We start from the raw sequence: 18,666 nt of genomic DNA on the forward strand, positions 1-18,666 counted from the left end.
CAAAAGGTTCTGGTGAGGGGACTTATCCAGGCTCCGGTGACGGTTACCCAAGGCCTCTACAAGATCCCGGGCTTGCGAAAACGTGACCCGCTTCTCCAGTGGGATGTAGACGTGTCGTCCACCGTTGGGAGAATAGTCCTCAATCCAACGTGCACCGCACGAATGCAGCCAGGTCTGAACGGCTCGGACATCGGCTTCCACCCGGTCAATACCCGCGACTGAGGAATCAAAGTCAAGGAAGATCGCCGCGCAAGTGCCATCCTTGCCGAAGATCCGGACCGCCGCAGGGAAGGCCGGAAGCGCCGGCGTTAGGGCTCGTTCATGTTTCTGTGGGTAAGACTTCCCGGCGTCACGGGAAACCCGTACGCGGGGCTGGCCGGCCAGCAGCGGTGATAGCGCTGCCCAAACAGTGGCTGGATCGTCTGACTGGCTTGACACGCCAGTAGCGGGGCGTGCTGGAAGCACGGAGACGTGCTGATGTACGATGTGAGTAATCCTTCCGGGGATTGAGGTACGAAAAAGGGCCGATCCTGCCAGATCGGTTTCATAGCAACACAAAGGATGGCCTGGTTAGGCTCTCCACGACTTACAATCTGATCCGCCGGCAAGCAATCCAGAGGGTAAGTCTCAAGCTTCGAAGGCCCGCCTAGTGCGGGCCTTCTTTTTTTGTTATGAGGCAATGCGGATGGGCAGCTCCTGCTGGTAGTCGTCCTGCACTAGTGCCGCCAGGTCCTCTTGCAGCCTTGGCTCCACAACGGACAGAAGGTACTCAGTGACGGTCAACCCCTTGTGAGCGGCGACCTTGGCGATACCGTCTGAAGTGGGTATCGGCGCGCGCAAACCAATGAACTTACGCAGGCCTTTACTGGGGCGCCCGCCGCCTCGATTTACTGCTACTGCCGTCATGTTCTGTGTCCTTTGATTTTGTACCCGCCAGAGCGGGTACAGCTTCATCGTTGTATTGCCTGCCGCTCAGACTGACTTGGCTGTCATTGCGACTGCTTTGAAGCTATCACCGCGCGATTGAGCGGGCGGGGATTTGTTTTCAGAAAACGGAGGCGTGTCGCGTTTGTGACTTCGAACTCTTTATTGTCTTTCTCTTCGAATCTCTTGGCCTCGCTACCGGGGGTGTGCCTGGCAAGCTCTAGTCACACGGCTGGAAGGCTTACGGGCGGCCGCACGGGTCATAGATACGTGCGACACTTCAGAACCCAGGGGCGACCATTCCTTGAGGCGTTTGCTTCAAGGAGTTCTGGCTGGCGCGGATCGTCATCAAGAACCTTCCATGAGTAGGAGTGACAAGCGGCCCAGCGGAACCCTTGGTAAGGTTGCCGATTGCCGAGGCGCTTCTGGCGCGTGGTTTCATAGTACACATACTGAAATTTTTTCAGTGGATTAGCGGAGCCTTCCGAATGCAACAATCCAGACTGACCTTCGACGTCATCGAGACATTGAACCTGCCTGCGTACCCACACTTAGGGGACCTTGTGGTTGCCGTAGAAAAAAAGTACGGCAAGAGCCTTCTCTTCGAGGAGGGCACTGTAGAAAGCCTGGGGGAAGGTGTCACCGGCCAGTGGATCGACACTCCTCACCATGGAATCATTCGATATCTGCGAGGCGCTAGGGCTTGGAGTGCTCACATCGTGCTTCATGAACTGAGCCACATCCTCCTTGGGCACAAGGGGCGGCCTCTCGACGGACTGATCGCGGGCTCTTTCTTTTCCGGTATTGGCAAACGGCACGGCGTCAGCTGGATGTGTCGTGCGGTGGACGTTCCTCTGGACGACGCTGAGGCAGCAGCCGAAAACTTGGCTTTTGGACTGGCACAGGCGCTTCACGCCAGCCCTGAGAAGGAGGCCACGCAGGCCGAAAGGGTGTTTGGTTTATGATCGCTGCAGCATTTTGGATCCTTACAGCGGTATTCGCCATTCGCCTCTACTTCATCGTCCGTTCTGCCTCCTCGACTGCTTTTGTTGGCGCCATAGGAATTGGCGTTCTTGGCCTCTTTGCCACGGGGGTCGTTGTCCCCCAAACCACCATTGATGCTGCGCTGGGTGGCATCAACTTCCTCCACCTAATTCGAAATTTGTGTGTCACGAGCGCGGTATGGCTGGTGCGTGAAGGAATCTTTGCTGCTTACTCACCGGACGGAAGCTATCGATCCCAATTGAGCCATCACCCTGTTGCGGCCGGCCTTGGAGCGGTCGCCATCACCCTTCCGTTCTTGTTTCAGCAATACGTTCCAACGACGTCCAAGTTCGTGCCGGAAAATGTGCAGCAGTTGCCTGTTTTCATCTACGCCAGCGTCTACATGGGGATCTTGGCGTTCTTGGCGGTATCCGTACTCCGCATTTGTCTCCATCCACAGGAAAGCCGGCCTGTCCGCGTGAGCTCCCGGGTGGTCGCGTCTGGCATGGGACTGGTTGCACTCGCTTCCGTAGAAGAGATCGCGTACATGACCGCCACGCACTTTGACGTGGGCAGCTCTTCCCTCCAGCAGGTTCTCTACATCCTTTTTTATCCGCTTTTCTATGGCGGTGTTTTACTCACTTCCCTTGGACTGGGTATTCCGCCGGCCGTAAAAGCCTGGCGCCGACTACAGCTTTGGGACCGAGCAGCCCTGCTGTTTCTTACGGCCACGCTGGGGAAAACGTATTGGGGCCTGTCTTACTCCGGCTGGTTGGCGAAAATTGCCGGAAGCTTCTACGTCAAGTGCCCCTCAGCGCGCCTTTATGAGTACGTTATCCGCTCCAGCGATCACAAAGTCGCTTTCTCCGGACTGGCCACACCCATGCTTGCCGGCCGCGTCCTAGACGCCGTCCAAGCCCGATTTGATGGTGGTGTCGGTTTCTTGGAATCGGTCCTGCCGGTAAAGGCAACACATTGACAGCAACAACAACGACGCTAACCCCGAAGAGATCCACCACGGCCGTTGGCCGTCTCGCTAGAACCGCGACAGAGGTTGCCCAGCCACCCCTCGTGCTGTCGCTTCTACTGATCCTGGCTTCGCTCCTGAGTGCCCAGTGGTTGGTGTCCCTCTGGTCGGGGATTATCGCTGCTCTCTTCATCTGTCTCGCGCCCTTCACTGCCGTATTGATCCTGGCTAAGAGAGGGCAATTGACCGATCATCACGTTGGAAACAAGAAACAGCGGCGCCCTGTCATGCTCTGGACCCTGGGCTCATCGCTACTGGGCTGCGGCCTCCTCTCAATCATTGGGGCACCGTTGCCGGTATGGGGACTAATCGGTGGGATTCTCTGTGGAATTGTGGCCCTAATCCTGATCAGCCCAATCTGGAAGATATCGGGCCACGCAATGACGTTGGGTGGTGCAACTGTTTCGGCAGTTCTGATGTTCGGCTGGTGGGGGCTTCCGTTCGTTATAGCAGCCCCACTTGTCTGCTGGTCCAGGGTTTATCTTCGGGATCATTCCGCGCGCCAGGTCACTGCCGGCTTCATAACCGGCATGGTCGCGTTCGGAGCCTCATATACTCTCATTGTTAGCTGACTTTTCACTTGGTACTCCGCGAAGCCGTCAAGGCCCGGCGACTGGTCTCACCGATGACGGATTCATAAGGAGGGCTATGACCTCGCTACCTCTGACAAAGGGCTTCCCACAGGACGTGGCCGACCACGTTGGCCGGAAGCAGGATCGCGCGTGAATTCGAACGACAAGCCCATAGATTCGCGCAGTGACAAGGAGGTCCTGGCCTCGAAAATTCAGCTCCTCCTGGATATCGTTCATGCCAAAGACGCCGGCAGCTTCACCTATGAAGACGTTCGGCAAGGACTGGCGGAGCAGGGAATTACGCTTACGCGAACTAGGTGGCATCGGCTACTCGCCGGCTCCCCGGATAACCGTTGGGATCCGGAACTCCTGAAGGCTTTGGCATATTTTTTCGATGTTGACGAAAATTACTTGCTGCAACGCAGCGGGCCTATCCCCGAGCGCGTCGAAGCAGAACTCCGCCTGATAGAGGCATACCGCATTGCCGAAGTTGAGCACTTCGCGGCGCGGGTTCTGGGAGAAGTCAACGTCGACGCTCTTCGTGCCGTGACTGAAGCCCTCCGGAACCTTCCACCCCGGCCCAGCAAACGCGACCCATCGAACTGAAACATTTTCATTACTGAAATTTTTTCAGTAGACTCTGAGGCATGACATGCTTCGGGCGCCCACCTCGGCCTGACCATGCAAGTTGAGTGGCATCGCGAGTGTAGCCCCTACGGCAGTTTTGGGGGGCAGCAGGGGCTACATCTCATGCAGGTTCGGGGCTCAGGCGCGCACTCAAGTTGCAGCTCCGACCGACTCAACTACCGGTGCCCTGGCCCTTGATGTACCTCATCAGGTCCCCAGCTGCAGCGTCGAACGCTTCGGCGTTGATCGTGTAGAGAACTCGCTGGCCAATGCGCCGTTCGCCGGCATTGGAGGCTACGGCCCCGAGCTCTTGAAGCTGATTCAGATGCACCAGGATGGTTCTATAGCCAGTTCCGATGCTCCGGCCTATGTCACCGCTGGTTACGCCGTCCTGGTGCTCAAACAGATATTTGAGGATTTCGGCGCGCAGCGGGTTCACACCCAGCAAGGAAATCACCCGCACGGCCTCAGGCGGAGCGGGTGCGGCGGGTTGAACATAGCGTGGCACCCTCTCATTTTGTCTCATCGAGGTTCCATCACCTCCCACTGTATAACTAAGTGCGATACTCTATCGATGAGAGTTCAAATAAAAAAAACGCTCAGTGCCGGAAAAGGCATGTCGCCGGGAATCGTTCGACTGCTGCCGGGAGCTATGGCACACCTCAAGGGGAGGGGGAGCTTATGAAACCAAAAGGTCTCATGGTGGGCGTAGCCGTAGTTACCCCTGGCCTGATGCTGGGGTTGGTCGTCTCGTTACTTCTTCTTCTCGGAGGTTCAAAGTCGGCAGTGGCAGATTGTGGCCCCGGCGTCACCCTCTCCATCAGCGAGGACATCAAGGTAGACGGGTACTCGCCTGATCAGCTGACGAATGCTGCAGCGATCATGAATGCCGGCAAAGCGCTGAACCTGTCAGCCAAGGGGCAGATGATCAGCGTGATGGTGGCCCTGGGGGAGTCGGGGCTTCACGTCCTCGACCACGGCGACGGACCGGCCCCGGACTCCCGGGGTTTGTTCCAGCAGCGCGACAACGGCGCGTGGGGTTCCTACGCGGACCGCATGGACCCCACCACCAGCGCCACAAACTTCATCAAGGCCCTGCAGGCAGTGGAAGGCTGGGAACTGCTGGAGCCGACCATCGCCGGTACCAAGGTCCAGCGCAACGCCGACCCTTACCACTACCAGAAGTACTGGCCCGAGGCCGTCAAGCTCGTCCAGGCCCTCTCGGACGGCAAGTTCTCACTTGAAGGCAGCGGCTGTGCCATTCCTGGCCAGTCCGGTGCCGGGGATGACTACCCGTGGAAAGACTCTCCTACCTGGTTGCAGGTTGGTGCAGGCTCAGCCGCCGCATCTCCGCTGGGAATGTTTTACCGCGAGTGTGTGGACTTCGCCTTGTGGCGGGTGAACCAGCAGATGGGTTCAACCGGCGCACCGTTCAAGTTCCTCAACGGAACCTTCCGCCCGGACGGGCAGGGTCTCGGCTCGGCCCTAACATGGAAGGCCGGCTGGGATGCCAAGGGCTGGCCCACCGGCTCCGTTCCTCGGATTGGTGCGGTCGTCTGGTACGCGCCCGGTGTCGGGGGAGCGGACCCGGCCTTCGGCCACGTCGCCGTGGTCAAGGAAGTCAAAGACAACGGGACCTACGTCGAGGAGGGTTACAACGGCAACCCGCCTCCGGATGACCACAACTACTACACCCGGACCGTCAGCAGCAATGTCCCGTCAGCCTTCCTGTACCTGCCTATCCAAGAGGAGAAGAAGTGAATAAGCCCCTGGCCCTCATCGCCGCGGTCCTGCTCTGCACCGCGTGCGCACCGGCAGCGAACACCACGCCAGCCCCGGCAGAAGCAACCACCACCACGCCGTCGGCCCCCGTGTCCCTGAGCGCCAACAGCGGCCCCCATGCACCCGGTGGCACCGTCCCGGCCACTATCGGCATCTCCTGGGATCAGGCCAGCAAGGATCAGGCGGTGGAAGTCGCTGAGAAGGCGATGGCTGACTTCGCCCGCCCGGGCGTGGAGGAAAAGCAGTGGGCCAACGATCTTGCCCGCTGGCTGACGCCGCAGGCCACTGCCGACTACTCGGCGGTGGACCCGGCCAACATCCCGGCCAGCCGCGTCACCGGTCCGGCTGCGCTGAGCGTCGATGAAGCCAACGGCTACGGGGTCATGGCAGCGGTCCCCACGAATGCCGGGACCTACACGGTGCAGCTGCTCCGCACGGGCAAGGACGCCCCGTGGAAGGTCAACCGCCTCACCCCACCATCGTCCTAAGCGCCGCACCTCTCCATCTCACACACGTAAGGAAGAAGTTCATGGGTACTGCACCAACCGAGGTCATGGCCTTTCCAAAGATCAGGGCCATCGTCCGCGATAACGGGACTGCTGAGGTCGTCGTCGCGGGTAACTCCCGCATCGTTCCTGACGGGGAGTCCCTGCAGGATCTTCGCAACAATGCCCTGGCCCTCGTGCTGGGCGAGGCCCAGACCCTGCAGCGCCCCGTCAGGGTCCAGATCGAGGATCCCGAAGGGCACGGTGAACTGATCGTGCACCCGGACAACAAGATTGAATCTGTCTCCTATGAGGCCCGCCCCGCCCGCCGGCGGGCAGAAGCTCCGGAGACCACGCCCGAGACAGTCGCTCCGACCGTGATTGATACCGTCCCGGTTCCTGCGCCTGAGCCAGTAGTTGCCCCTGTAGAGCCCACTGCGGTTCCGGACGCAGCGGCGACGGTGGACAACCAACCATGGCCGCCCAACCCTGTCGCATCCGGCACCACCCCAGTACCGGCCAACCGGGATCCACAGACTGCGGCCGCCGCGGAAGAACCGCCGTCAGCTGTTGTCTCTCAGGAAGCGCCGCCGTCCCGGCGTAGTTTGAAGGACACCTCGTTCCTCGTCAGCGCACCTGTTCTGGAACCGGCCACACAAGGCTGGCGCGGGGCGCTCACGCGCCTGGGATTCCGGATGGACCCCTCCGCCGAAGAACTCTCTGAGCGGGAGGATATTCGTACGGTCAGCCAGCACTGGCCTGGTCCCCGGACCATTGCCGTGGTCAACCGCAAGGGCGGGGCCAATAAGACCCCCACGGTGGTCATGCTCTCGGCCATCCTTGCCCGCTACAGTGGCGCCGCAACCGTCGCCTGGGACAACAACGAATCCCAGGGCACCCTGGGGTGGCGGACGGAAAAGGGGTCCCATGACCGGAGCGTCCTGGACCTGATCGATTCTTCGGCCGAACTGCTCTCACCGGCAACGAACGCGGCAGAAATCGCCAAGTTCGTCCATCACCAGACCGCTGACAAGTTCGATGTCCTGCGCTCCGATGAGAACGAGGAAGGCGACCACGAAGTCACCGCCGAGGAAGTCGACATCGCCCACCAGGTCCTCACCCGCTATTACCGGCTGGTGGTCATGGATTCAGGAAACACCGCACGGGCAGCGAACTGGCGGCGGATGATAGATCACACCAGCCAGCTCGTCGTGCCTGTGACAGCCATCGAGGACCGCGCCGAAGCCGCCCGGCTGACGCTGCAGACCCTGGAATCCCGTGGTGGCCACGACGCCGAGCTGGCCCGCAACGCCGTCGTGATCGTCTCCGAATCCACCGACGCCAAGCGCAGCATGACCGGAGATGCCTTGAAGCGGGCCAAAGACGAGGCCCAGCGGATCGCAGACGGCTTCGAGCCGTTCGTCCGGGCCGTCGTCCGGATTCCTTACGACCCTGATCTGGTCAACGGCCCCATCCGCTACGAGGCCCTCCAGCCCGCCACCCAGCGGGCATGGCTGGCCGCCGCGGCCGCCGTCGCCGACGGCTTCTAAGACACTTACCACCGGACTCAGAAAGGAGGAACCATGCAACAGTCCCTGAACCCCTGGATCACCAGCCCAACCACATCTGCAGACGCGGACGCGACCGCCTCTGCTGGGCATGTGCCGCCTGCGGCCGTGATCAGTGCCCCGCTGAGGGGAATGGTTGAACCGGACGCAGCAGACCGCCTTTCCCACCGCACCATGTCAGGTTCGGCCGCGCTGTGGATCACCGGCACCCACGGGGGAGCCGGAGAAAGCCGAATCGCTGAACTCCTTCCCGGAGCCCGCGCCACCGACCACTGCTGGCCCGTCCTCCAGGACGGAAGCACGCCACGGGTACTGATGGTCTGCCGGGCAGACCTCCGCGGCCTCACGGCCGCCCGGAGCGCACTGACCCAGTGGGCATCAGGCGCCACACCGGAAATTGATCTGCTCGGCCTCGCCATCCTCGCGGACGCACCGGGAAAGACTCCTAAAGCGCTGCGTGACTTCGCCGCCATCGTCGGCGGGGGAGCGCCCCGGCTCTGGACCCTGCCCTGGGTCGAGGCCTGGCGGCACGGAGACAACACACCGCCAACAGCCCGCGAATACCAACGCTTCATCACTGACATAGCCACTCTGGCTACCAACAACACACCACGCACCACCCACTGAAAGGTCTCACCATGCACTCCCTCGTACTTGCAGCCAGCGTCATCCCCAACCCCATCCCCACCCTCCCTCCCGAAGCCGACGGGCTGCTCCTGGTCCTGAACTGGGCCTCCGGCGTCGGCCTGGTCCTCGGCGTCCTCGGCGTCATCATCGTCGGCATTGGCATGGTCATCCAGCTCCAGCGCGGAGAGGGAGCCCAAGCCATCGGCAAGCTCGGCTGGGTCCTGATGGGCTGCATCATCATCACCGGTGCGTCCGGCATCGTCCGCGCCTTCGTCTAAACCAGCACAACAACGGGAGGTTCATCATGAGCCAATCAACAGAGAGCACCACCGAAAGCAATCCGTTCACCAAGCCCGGATTCTTTATTGCTGCCGGTCTGGTGGTCGCGCTGATCGCCGCGACCATCGTCATCTTCCTGCTCCCCAAGGGACAGGGCAACGCCCAGCCAGTTCCCACGTCAGTGGAGTCCAGCAGCGCAGTCACACCGACCACGAGGGCTTCGGACTCCCGTGACAAAAGCGTCTGCGGACTTCCCAGTACGGCGGAGACGACGCTCGGATCGTCTCCCAAGTCCCGGTGGGAGTTGGTGGGTCGAATGGCCGCACCAACCGATCCAAACTCATTCGGGCCTGGTGTAACCGACGCGAGTGGTTTCCGGTCATGCTTTGCACACTCACCAACCGGAGCCCTCTACGCCGCAATGAACGTCGCTGCACTCGGTTCAACGGGATCACCTGAGCTCGTGACCAAACTGGCCGACAAACTTCTTGTCCCCGGAACGGGAAGGGATGCTGCCATCAGGGAAGCCAGTTCGGGCGTCGGCTCCTCCCCAAACAGCACAACCGTTCAGGTCCGAGGCTTCCTCATCAGGTCCTACACGACGTTGGAGGCCGATATCGATTTGGCCTTTGAAACGAACAATGGGGCCTTGGCCAGCTCAACTCTGTCGATGCGATGGACTGACGGGGACTGGAAAGTTAAGCCTGCAGATGACGGCGTCACTTTCAGCAGTGTTTCGCAGATCCGCGATCTGAGCGGATTCATTCTCTGGTCCGGAGTCTGACATGGCTGAATGCGGTTTTGGTGACCTTGGGTGCGGCGTAGGGAACGCTGTGTCAGACCTCGCTGACGACGCTATGAGCGACATGTCCAACGCCATCTTGGACGGAATGAGCCAGATGGTGACGGCCCTGTCTACCTTTTGGGTTTCCATGCCCACGGTGAACCTGGCAAGTCAGGACGGAACAACGCCAAGCCCCGTCGTTGCGATGGTCAATAACGAGTTAATGCCCTGGACACTGACCCTGGCCGTCCTTGCCGTGATCATCGGCGGCATCCGGATGATCTGGGAGCAGCGCGGGGCGCCATTGAGGGATCTCCTGCGCTCCCTGCTCACGCTTTCCTTGGTGTCGGGCATTGGCCTGGGTGTCATCTCAATTCTGGTGATCGCAGCTGATGCTTTCTCTGTCGCCATCATCGACCGCTCTACGGACGGTAAGGGCTTTGCTCAGGCGATGAGCATCCTCGTCATGACCAACCAGACCGGGGTCGGGGTGTTCATCCTCATCGTCCTGGGCTTGATTGGGTTGATTGCTTCCCTCGTCCAGATCGTGCTGATGGTGGTGCGCAGCGGCATGTTGGTGATCCTGGCCGGCATCCTGCCCACCACGGCTGCATTTACGAACACGGAGATGGGTAGGCAGTGGTTTCAGAAGGCAGTTGGTTGGACGATCGCTTTCATTCTTTATAAGCCGGCTGCGGCGATCGTGTACTCGGTCGCGTTCCTCCTCATGAGCAATAAAAGTCAGGTCCCCCTGATCGGTTCGATCACTGGTTTCGCGTTGATGATTGTTGCCTTGTTCGCTCTTCCGGCGTTGATGCGGTTCGTCACGCCGATGGTGGGGGCTGTTGCCTCCGGTGGGGGAGCAGGGGCCGGGGCAGCCGTCGGGGCCATGGCCACCGGTGCCGTGTCCTTGGGCCGCAGTGGCAGCGGGAGGGGCAACGCCTCACCGACGCCGGCTACGACGCAGAGCAACCAGCCAGGCGCGTCTCCGAAGGGCAGCGCCGGAACGTCGGGTCCCCGAGGCGGGGGAGGTCAGCCCACACCGGGCGCTACGGGTCCGGGTGGAGCAGCTGGCGCTGCGGCCGCAGGCAAAGCGGGCATGGCAGGGGCCGGGGCAACCGGCACTGCAGGAGCAGCGACTGGAGCAGCAGCAGCTGGGCCGGCTGGGATGGCTGTAGCTGCGGGGGCACAGGTGGCGTCCGGGACGTCGCAGGCAATCGCAAAGACCGCGCAGGATTCAACCGGGGAGGGCCCCAGTGGCAGCAATTAGCACCGAATACAAGGAACCGTCCTACGGCAACTGGCGCGTACCGCGCTCGGCCGGACTGGGCAATCTCGGTGCTATTGGCACCGGGATTGTTATGGCCGGGCTGTTGCTGGGCATCATCAGCTTCGCGATCTGGGGCCTCTTTGTTGGTCTGGGTGTGCTGGCCGTGGCCGGGACCTGTGCCCTGTTGCTGACGGTCAAGGACAAGCACGGCCAGTCTGTGGTGGACCGGTTCGGAACACGGATGAGCTTTCGGCTCGCCAAGTCCTCCGGAACCAATCTCTACCGTTCCGGGCCTTTGGGCGTGACGGAGTGGGGCATGTACCAGCTGCCCGGGCTGGCGGCGAAGTCGACCCTGTACGAGTTCGCCGACTCCTATAAGCGCCCGTTCGCGCTGCTACATGTGCCGGCCACGAGCCACTTCACCGTGATCTTCTCCACCGAACCTGACGGAGCGTCCCTGGTGGACCCTGAGCAGGTTGATGCGTGGGTGGCGAACTGGGGCGGCTGGCTCGCCGGCCTGGCCGACGAGGCCGGCCTGGACGCCGCAGCCGTGACGGTCGAGACGGCCCCGGATTCCGGATACCGGCTGCGGAACGAAGTGGAAATGAACATCGACCCGGACGCTCCGGCATTCGCCCAGGCGATTTTGCGCGAGGTCGTGGACACGTACCCGGAGGGATCGGCCACGGTCCGCGCCTGGGTGTCCCTGACCTTCAACGCGTCCCTGCGGACGGGGTCGAAGAAGCGCACACCCGAAGATGTTGCCCGGGACCTCGCCTCCAGGATCCCGGGTCTGTCGGCCCGGCTGCAGTCCACGGGCGCCGGTATTGCCCGTCCGATGTCGGCGCAGGAACTCTGCGAAGTCGTCCGGGTCGCCTACGACCCGCCCGCGGCTTTGATCATTGATGAAGCCCACGCCGCCGGGTCTCCGGTGTCCCTGACCTGGGGTGAGGTCGGTCCCACCGCGACGCAGGCCAGCTGGGAGGACTACCGGCACGACAGCGCCTTCTCGGCCTCCTGGACGATGACCGGTGCCCCGCGTGGGTCGGTGAACTCCTCGGTCCTGTCCCGGTTGCTGGCCCCGCATGGGGACATTGACCGGAAGCGGATTTCGCTGCTGTACCGGCCGATGGATTCCGCCCGCGCCGCCGCCGTGGTGGAGCGGGACCAGGACAACGCCAACGTCCGCATCACCTCCGGCAACCGGCCGTCCGCCCGTGCCCTGGTCGATGCCCGCTCCGCCGTGCAGACAGCGCAGGAAGAAGCCCAGGGCGCCGGGCTGGTGAACTTCGGCATGGTCGTTACGGCCACCGTGACCGATAAGGAACGGCTGGCAGACGCTGTTGCGGCCATTGAGCAGACCTCCGGTACTGCCCGGGTGCTGTTGCGCCGGGCGTATGGGGCGCAGGACACCGCGTTCGCGGCGTCCCTGCCGCTGGGGCTGGTTCTGCCCAAGCACAGCATGGTGCCTTCCGAGATCAGGGATGCGCTGTAAATGGCCTTTAAAGAGTTCTTGACGTCAATGACCGCAAAGACAGTTAAGCCAGCAAAGAGTGCGCCCAAGAACAAGGGTGGGCAGCAGCCCCGTGAGGCCGGCCCGGGTGCCCGTGGGTGGGCCGGGCGTGGCGGGGGCATGGCGCAGCTCGTTCCGTCCGTGACGGAGTACCGGGGCACGACGGTCCAGGTGTGCGGGCTGTGGCCGTTCTCCTCCGGGGCGTCCTCGCCCATGATCGGGGTTCCGCTGGGCCGCCATGAGGAAACCCAGGCCACGGTCTGCTGTGACCCGATCAGCTGGTTCCAGCGGGCACGGCTGATTTCCAACCCCTCAGCCTTCATCCTGGGCAAGCCCGGGCTGGGCAAGTCCACACTGGTGCGCCGCATGTTCTTAGGGCTGTCCGCGCAGGGGGTCCACCCGCTCATTCTGGGCGACCTGAAGGGCGAGCACATCAAGGCGGTCAAGGCCCTGGGCGGGCAGGTCATTTCCCTTGGCCGTGGCGTGGGCTACCTGAACATTCTTGATCCCGGCCAGGCTGTCGAGGTCGCACAGCTCCTCGAGGCGAACGGCCAGCATGATGCCGCCAGCCGGGTCCGGGCTGACGCGCACGGCCGCCGCCTGAACATGGTCGTCTCGCTGATCACGATCAGCCGGAACAACCCGCCCACGGATCAGGAACAGACGATCCTGGACCGGGCGCTGCGGGTCCTGGATGAGAAGTTCGAGGGCATCCCGGTCCTGAAGGACCTCCTGGACGTCATTGTCTCCGCACCCGATGAACTGCGGCAGGTCGCACTGGACCGTGGCGACATGAAGGTGTACCTGCAGGAGACGCGTGCGTTGGAAGCGACCCTGCTGGGCCTGACCGGGGGAGGGAAGTTGGGAGAAATCTTCTCCGCCCAGACCACCAATCCCATGAAGCGTGACCGCGCCGTGGTCTTCGATGTCTCCAGCATTGACGAGACTGAGACTGACCTGCAGGCGGCCGTGCTGCTCGCGTGCTGGTCCTACGGATTCGGCACCGTTAACGTCGCCAACGCGCTGGCGGACGCGGGCCTGGAACCGCGCCGGAACTATTTTGTGGTCCTGGACGAGCTGTGGCGGGCGCTGCGCTCCGGTAAGGGCATGGTCGACAGGGTGGACGCCCTGACCCGTCTGAACCGCTCTGTGGGTGTTGGGCAGATCATGATCTCCCACACCATGTCGGACCTGCTCGCACTCCCTGCGGAAGAGGACCGGATGAAGGCCCGCGGCTTCGTCGAACGTTCCGGCATGGTCATCTGCGGCGGGCTGCCCGCCTCGGAAATGCCCCTCCTGACCGCAGCCATTCCCCTCTCCCGGCAGGAGCAGCAGAAACTCATCTCCTGGCAGGACCCTCCCGCCTGGGACTCACGCGGGGTTGATGTCGAACCCCCGGGCCGGGGGAAGTTCCTCATTAAAGTCGGCGGCCGCCCGGGCATCCCCGTCCAAATCGGGCTGACCTCCATCGAGAAGACCGACGGCCTGAACGACACCGACACCCGGTGGCACGAACCCGCCGTAACGCTCATGGACCCTGCAGTCCCTGCGCTGCCCACCGAAGGAGGAACGCTGTGAGTGCACCAAACCGCAAGGGAATGAGCCTCGGGGATGCCCTGCTGGTCTGGCTGGCCATCGGCTTCATTGTCGTCTTCGGCGGCGGGACTTACGCGGCCGCGCACCTCGGCTCCTGGATGGCCGGCATCGACGCACCACCCGCCCATCCCATTGACCTCATTGCCGGGCTCATTAAAGGCCGGGTGCCCTGGCCCGTCCAGTCCACGGTCGCGGCGTGCCTGATGGCGGGCCTGGTCCTGGTGCTGGCTATCGTCGTGCTAGTGGCCTGGATGAAGGGCGCGTCCAAGCGTGCCCGGGTGGATAAGGCCGCCCGCTACCTGGGCCGTGGGAAGTCGCTGGCCGCGTTCTCTGAGAAGGGAGCGAAGGCCACGGCCGAGCGGCTGGGAGTGACGGACACCCCCGGCATAGTCGTGGGCAAGGTCGTCTCGACCGGCCAGAAGTTCATTCAGTCCTGGGAAGACCTCAGCCTCGACATCTGGGGACCACGAACAGGTAAATCGACCTCCCGGGTGATGCCCGCGATCCTGGACGCGCCAGGGGCTGTGGTCTCGACCTCGAACAAGCGCGACGTCGTGGACGGCACCCGTGGCGTCCGCGAGGACACGGCCCCGGTGTGGGTTTTCGATCCGCAGAAGATCGCCCAAGAGGAACCGCACTGGTGGTGGAACCCCCTCTCCTACGTCACGGATGAAGAGAAGGCGTACAAGCTCACCCAGCACTTCTCGGTCGGATCGCGTCTCCCGGGGTCCAAGCCGGATGCCTACTTCGATCCCAAGGCAGAGGACATTCTCTCCTCGTACTTCCTTGCAGCCGCGCTGGGGGAGCTGCCCATCACACAGGTCTACCTGTGGGTGACCGAGCAGGTCAGCCAGGAACCCATCGAGATCCTCAAAGAGCATGACTACGAGCTGCAGTACAAGGGCCTGGAGTCCACGTTGAAGCTGGCCGATAAGCAGCGCGACGGTATCTTCGGCACGGCCGAGAAGATGATTCAGTGCCTCAAGAGCCGGAACACGCTGCGCTGGGTCGCCCCGACAGGCGGCGCGTCCGTGGCAAGTGATGCGCGACCCCGGTTCAACCCGCACGCCTTCGCCGCTTCACAGGAGACGATCTACATCCTCTCCAAAGAAGGAGCCGGCTCCGCCGCCCCGCTCACCACAGCGCTGACCGTGGCTATCGCGGAGGCCATGGAAGAACGCGCCGAGCGCAGCGGCGGCCGCCTGCCCAAACCGGCCTTGTTCGCCCTCGATGAGCTGGCGAACGTGGTCCGCTGGGCCGCCCTCCCGGACCAGTTCAGCCACTACGGCTCCAAAGGCCTGATCGTCATGGGCATCCTGCAGTCCTGGTCCCAAGGAGTCGAACTCTGGGGCGAGGCCAACATGCGGAAAATCTGGTCCGCCGCCAACGTCAAGGTCTACGGCGGCGGCGTCGCCGAAGAAGGCTTTCTCCGCGCACTCTCAGACCTCATCGGGGACTACAGCTACACCAACGTCTCCATCTCCTCCGGAAAGTCCGGGTCCAGCCGCTCCCGGCAGGAGGGCAAGGAACGCATCTTCGATGTCTCCAACCTCGCCGAACTCGACCGCGGCCGCGCCGTCGTCCTCGCCTCCGGTGCGCCGGCCACGCTAGTCCGCACCATGCCCTGGTACACCGGACCCCACAAGGAAGCCGTAGAGGCATCCATTAAAAAGTACAGCCCGCAGCCCGAAGTTGAGCCAGTACCGGTCTCGGCCGCGCCGACCGCTAATCCCTGGGTCACCGGGTAGGAGATTCTGAAATGACCATCGACATCGGCCGATTCAGCGAAGCTCCCAGCCCCAGCGCGGAAGAGCCTGCCAGCCCCGCAGGGGAGGAGAAAAAGCCGCCGAAACTCGTCTACGGATCCGCCGAAGAATTCCTGCACGAACAACTGCTGCCCACCTACGTCCGCGACGTCGACGGCCGCGCCGCAAAATGGTGCATCGAATGGTACTTCCACCCCGAGGCAATCTCCCGAATAGAAGCGCTGTGGCGGGCCTGGGAACACCTACGACTCGACGGAGCAACCGGCATCAGCGTCTGGTTCAAAGACCACGCAGACCACCACATGAGCGTGCTCCTCGACCCACGCGGACCGTTCTACAAATGCGACATGCAAAAACACCGCGACCCCGAACACCTCGAACCAAAGAAAGCCCCAGCGGGCTGGTTCCCAGACGTCCGCACTATTCCTGTATGAAAAGTTCAGCTCAGGATGCAGTATCCCGCAAATAAAAAATCAGGGCCGGAATCAGTAATGAATTCCAGCCCCGATTTTATTTTCCTGGCTCTAGTGAGCCGCTTCATACTTCTCTACAACATCCGCTTGGATACGACCACGTGTATTCACTTGGATGCCGTTCTCAGCCGCCCATAACCGTACGGATTTGGCGTCCGGGCCACCGAGCGAGGACTTAGTACGAGATGCAGGACGGCCACGTCCGCCAGCTACTTTGCGGCCAGCGTTGGTAAAGCGTGCCAGTGCTTCACGCAGTTCGTTAGCGTGTCCCTCATTGAGGTCAATCTCGTATTCACTGCCGTCGAGGGCGAAAGATACAGTTTCGTCAGCTTCCGAGCCGTCAATATCGTCTTCCAGAAGCACGATTGTCTTTTTTGCCATGAAATAAGGCTAACAGTCTATTGAACAAGCGGATGCGCTACCCAACAGGAACGCGCCACGCGAGTATCAAACTATCAAGACGAAGCTCTTAGTACTCGAATTGAATGGTGAGGAAAGGGGGCGCACGTCGTAACGGCAGGCTGAGAACTGAGCAGTCCACAGTTGGGGTCAATCCGGGTTATCCACGGCTGGGATCGGGAGCAATTGGGGTAGCTCCCTCAGCAGCAGTAGCGGTGGATAACCCATCAGGATTGTCCCCGGCTGTGGGCAGCGGAACTGATTGTCCAGCCAGTCTCTGGACAATTGCGCAACAGGATGTTGCACAGCACCCGGCCCGCGCGAGCTCATCACCGGGTCGGCTGTCAGGTTTGGATCTGAGACTGTTCGCTAGCCTCTGGCTAGCCTCGATTTTTCATGATGCCCGGTGAGGGTCGCTGGTTCGTGGTGCCGGGTTGATCGGCCGTTGTTTTCAGTTTTCGGGCAGGGTGGTGTGGCCTGTTGGATCGCCTGGTTTGGCGCCTGTTCCACTTCCGGTGATGAGAGGTCTCGTCGGGACGGGATGAGTGCCCGGTCAGCCGGGGGCGGCAGGCAGGAGCTGTTTGAGGCGCGCGGTGTTCTCCATGAGCAGTCTTATTAGGTCTTTCTCAGGCCCGGATTCCGGCAGGAGCAATTGGTTGCGCCGGGCGCGGGTGATGATTTTCCCGGCGGTCGCGAAGAGCCGGTAGCGCCAGCGTTTGATGTCCCAGGCTTTGGCATGATGGCCGTCCGGGAGGGCGGCGAGCTGGATCCAGGAGACCAGGTTGAAGGCCAGCGCAGCAATATTGGCCCAGGCCTGGTTCGCGGCGAAGTCGAAGAACGGCAGCTTGCCCAGGCCGGTGTTTTTCAGGGTTTTGATCCTGTTCTCGCACCGGCCGCGGGCGCGGTGCCGGGCGTCCAGGAAGGGTCCGTGCCAGCGGGGCGAGTTGGTCAGGAACGCGGTGATCCGGTGTCCGTCGGCATCGAGCAGGGTCGGCTGAGCACCGGGATGCAGCGGCTCGGCGCGGAGGAACAGTTTCGTGCCCGGCGGGTAGTCGGTGAGCGGAATGACGTCGGTGGCGTTGATGACCCACGCATCGCTCCGGTCGTTTCCGGACTGGTCCAGGGCCGGCTGCCAGTATTCCTTGTCGCTGATCCAGTCGATCATGTGGGCCTTACCGAACGGGAGGCTGTAGCTGGTGGAGAACTGCACGCCCAGGCTGTGCAGGTGCCAGAGGAACTTCCGTGAGGCCCCGGCGCTGTCGGTGCGGACCAGGATCTTCTCCCCGGCCAGTGCCCCGGTCTCGTCGTGGAATTCTTCGGGGAGTTGGGCTACGGCGGTGTGGAAGACCCGGATGTGGTCCTCGCCGCTTTTCGATCTGGCGTTGCCGGGCCACAGGACCACGGCGAGGATTTCCCCGGAACCCTTACCGGTGCCGTAGTCGACGCTGGCGATGAAGGGGGCGAACCCGTAGCCGCCCTTGTAGATTCCGGCGACGTTTTCCTTATCGGAATGGGAGGTCACGAGCGTCGCGTCGATGTCGATGATGAGCAGATCCGCGGCCGTCGCGGTCAGTGCCGGGTTCCGGTTCCCGGCGGCGTCCCAGGCCCGGGTGCGCAGTTCCCTGGTGAGGGTCTCAAATCCGTAGCTGAACAGCTCGAGATTCGTGACGGTGCGTTCGAAGAACCGGGAAACGATCGCGTTCGAGGGCAGCTGACCGAAGACTCCGGGTGAGGAACGCAGGATGTCCAGGTCCGAGGCGTGTTCGCCTCCGGCGGCGAGCATCGCTGCCAGGGAACCGAGGAGTTTCCCGGAACGGTGCCGGGCGCCGGAGGGAACAAACTGGCCGAGCCTTTCCTCGCACAGCCTACCGAAACCGAGGGCGTCCATGAAGCCGGTGAGGACGCTGACTCCGGCGTGGGAGATCAGGGACTGGCCGGTGAGAATAACGGGAATCGACGGGAAAACAGGGGTAAAGTGGTGCATCGAAAA

General features: G+C 62.3%; 18 protein-coding genes and 1 pseudogene. 14 read left to right on the top strand and 5 right to left on the bottom strand.

The window, feature by feature from the left end; translation table 11 throughout:
* Positions 1–465, bottom strand: a pseudogene (locus tag PY310_RS19100) (MarR family transcriptional regulator); the annotation flags it as partial.
* A gap of 204 nt (positions 466–669) precedes the next feature.
* On the bottom strand, positions 670–906 hold the full coding sequence (locus tag PY310_RS19105; protein ID WP_131684936.1) for a hypothetical protein: 237 nt from the start codon (positions 904–906) through the stop codon (positions 670–672).
* Positions 907–1,328: 422 nt separating this feature from the next.
* On the opposite strand from PY310_RS19105, the gene PY310_RS19110 reads away from it, so the two are divergent.
* The 3 genes from PY310_RS19110 (at position 1,329) to PY310_RS19120 (ending at position 4,113) form a co-directional block, all read left to right on the top strand.
* Positions 1,329–1,889, top strand: coding sequence for a hypothetical protein (locus PY310_RS19110; RefSeq protein WP_275216110.1), 561 nt, complete (start codon positions 1,329–1,331; stop codon positions 1,887–1,889).
* Positions 1,886–2,887 (top strand): hypothetical protein, encoded by a 1,002-nt coding sequence (locus tag PY310_RS19115; protein WP_275216112.1) that lies wholly within the window; start codon positions 1,886–1,888, stop codon positions 2,885–2,887. The genes PY310_RS19110 and PY310_RS19115 overlap by 4 nt, the downstream gene beginning before the upstream one ends.
* Positions 2,888–3,657: 770 nt before the next feature.
* Positions 3,658–4,113: a hypothetical protein gene (locus tag PY310_RS19120; RefSeq protein WP_131684933.1), complete on the top strand. Its 456-nt coding sequence runs from the start codon at positions 3,658–3,660 to the stop codon at positions 4,111–4,113.
* 193 nt (positions 4,114–4,306) lie between these two features.
* Here PY310_RS19120 and PY310_RS19125 read toward each other — a convergent pair whose 3' ends face one another.
* Entirely contained in the window at positions 4,307–4,642 is a 336-nt protein-coding gene (locus PY310_RS19125; protein ID WP_275216113.1) for an ArsR/SmtB family transcription factor, read from the bottom strand.
* 173 nt (positions 4,643–4,815) lie between these two features.
* Here PY310_RS19125 and PY310_RS19130 point away from each other — a divergent pair, with 173 nt between their 5' ends.
* The 11 genes from PY310_RS19130 to PY310_RS19180 all read left to right on the top strand — a co-directional run bounded on the left by PY310_RS19130 (position 4,816) and on the right by PY310_RS19180 (position 16,238).
* Positions 4,816–5,895, top strand: a complete 1,080-nt coding sequence (locus PY310_RS19130; RefSeq protein WP_275216114.1) for a CHAP domain-containing protein — start codon at positions 4,816–4,818, stop codon at positions 5,893–5,895.
* Complete coding sequence (locus PY310_RS19135; protein WP_275216116.1) at positions 5,892–6,404, top strand: hypothetical protein; 513 nt, start codon at positions 5,892–5,894, stop codon at positions 6,402–6,404. Before PY310_RS19130 ends, PY310_RS19135 begins: the two co-directional genes overlap by 4 nt.
* Before the next feature lie 41 nt (positions 6,405–6,445).
* Positions 6,446–7,951, top strand: coding sequence for a chromosome partitioning protein ParA (locus PY310_RS19140; RefSeq protein ID WP_275216118.1), 1,506 nt, complete (start codon positions 6,446–6,448; stop codon positions 7,949–7,951).
* Between the two features lie 33 nt (positions 7,952–7,984).
* Positions 7,985–8,596, top strand: a complete 612-nt coding sequence (locus PY310_RS19145) for a DUF6668 family protein (RefSeq protein WP_275216120.1) — start codon at positions 7,985–7,987, stop codon at positions 8,594–8,596.
* An 11-nt stretch (positions 8,597–8,607) separates the two neighbouring features.
* Positions 8,608–8,874 carry a hypothetical protein gene (locus tag PY310_RS19150; RefSeq protein ID WP_275216122.1) on the top strand — a complete coding sequence of 89 codons (267 nt, stop codon included), beginning with the start codon at positions 8,608–8,610 and terminating at the stop codon, positions 8,872–8,874.
* Positions 8,875–8,900: 26 nt separating this feature from the next.
* Positions 8,901–9,659 carry a DUF8175 domain-containg protein gene (locus tag PY310_RS19155; RefSeq protein ID WP_275216124.1) on the top strand — a complete coding sequence of 253 codons (759 nt, stop codon included), beginning with the start codon at positions 8,901–8,903 and terminating at the stop codon, positions 9,657–9,659.
* A gap of 1 nt (position 9,660) precedes the next feature.
* Positions 9,661–10,929 (top strand): TrbL/VirB6 family protein, encoded by a 1,269-nt coding sequence (locus tag PY310_RS19160; RefSeq protein WP_419095524.1) that lies wholly within the window; start codon positions 9,661–9,663, stop codon positions 10,927–10,929.
* Positions 10,916–12,424 carry an SCO6880 family protein gene (locus PY310_RS19165; protein ID WP_275216127.1) on the top strand — a complete coding sequence of 503 codons (1,509 nt, stop codon included), beginning with the start codon at positions 10,916–10,918 and terminating at the stop codon, positions 12,422–12,424. Before PY310_RS19160 ends, PY310_RS19165 begins: the two co-directional genes overlap by 14 nt.
* 138 nt (positions 12,425–12,562) lie before the next feature.
* A complete protein-coding gene (locus tag PY310_RS19170; RefSeq protein WP_275216129.1) occupies positions 12,563–14,020 on the top strand; it encodes a helicase HerA domain-containing protein in 1,458 nt (485 codons plus the stop codon).
* Positions 14,017–15,786: a type IV secretory system conjugative DNA transfer family protein gene (locus PY310_RS19175; protein ID WP_275216130.1), complete on the top strand. Its 1,770-nt coding sequence runs from the start codon at positions 14,017–14,019 to the stop codon at positions 15,784–15,786. Before PY310_RS19170 ends, PY310_RS19175 begins: the two co-directional genes overlap by 4 nt.
* A gap of 11 nt (positions 15,787–15,797) precedes the next feature.
* Entirely contained in the window at positions 15,798–16,238 is a 441-nt protein-coding gene (locus PY310_RS19180) for a DUF4913 domain-containing protein (RefSeq protein ID WP_275216131.1), read from the top strand.
* A 90-nt stretch (positions 16,239–16,328) separates the two neighbouring features.
* Here PY310_RS19180 and PY310_RS19185 read toward each other — a convergent pair whose 3' ends face one another.
* Entirely contained in the window at positions 16,329–16,658 is a 330-nt protein-coding gene (locus PY310_RS19185; RefSeq protein WP_275216132.1) for a histone-like nucleoid-structuring protein Lsr2, read from the bottom strand.
* A 571-nt stretch (positions 16,659–17,229) separates the two neighbouring features.
* Positions 17,230–18,660 carry an IS1380 family transposase gene (locus PY310_RS19190; protein WP_275216134.1) on the bottom strand — a complete coding sequence of 477 codons (1,431 nt, stop codon included), beginning with the start codon at positions 18,658–18,660 and terminating at the stop codon, positions 17,230–17,232.
* Positions 18,661–18,666 lie beyond the last annotated feature (6 nt).

Source organism: Pseudarthrobacter naphthalenicus (assembly GCF_029076445.1).
GTDB lineage: Bacteria > Actinomycetota > Actinomycetes > Actinomycetales > Micrococcaceae > Arthrobacter > Arthrobacter naphthalenicus.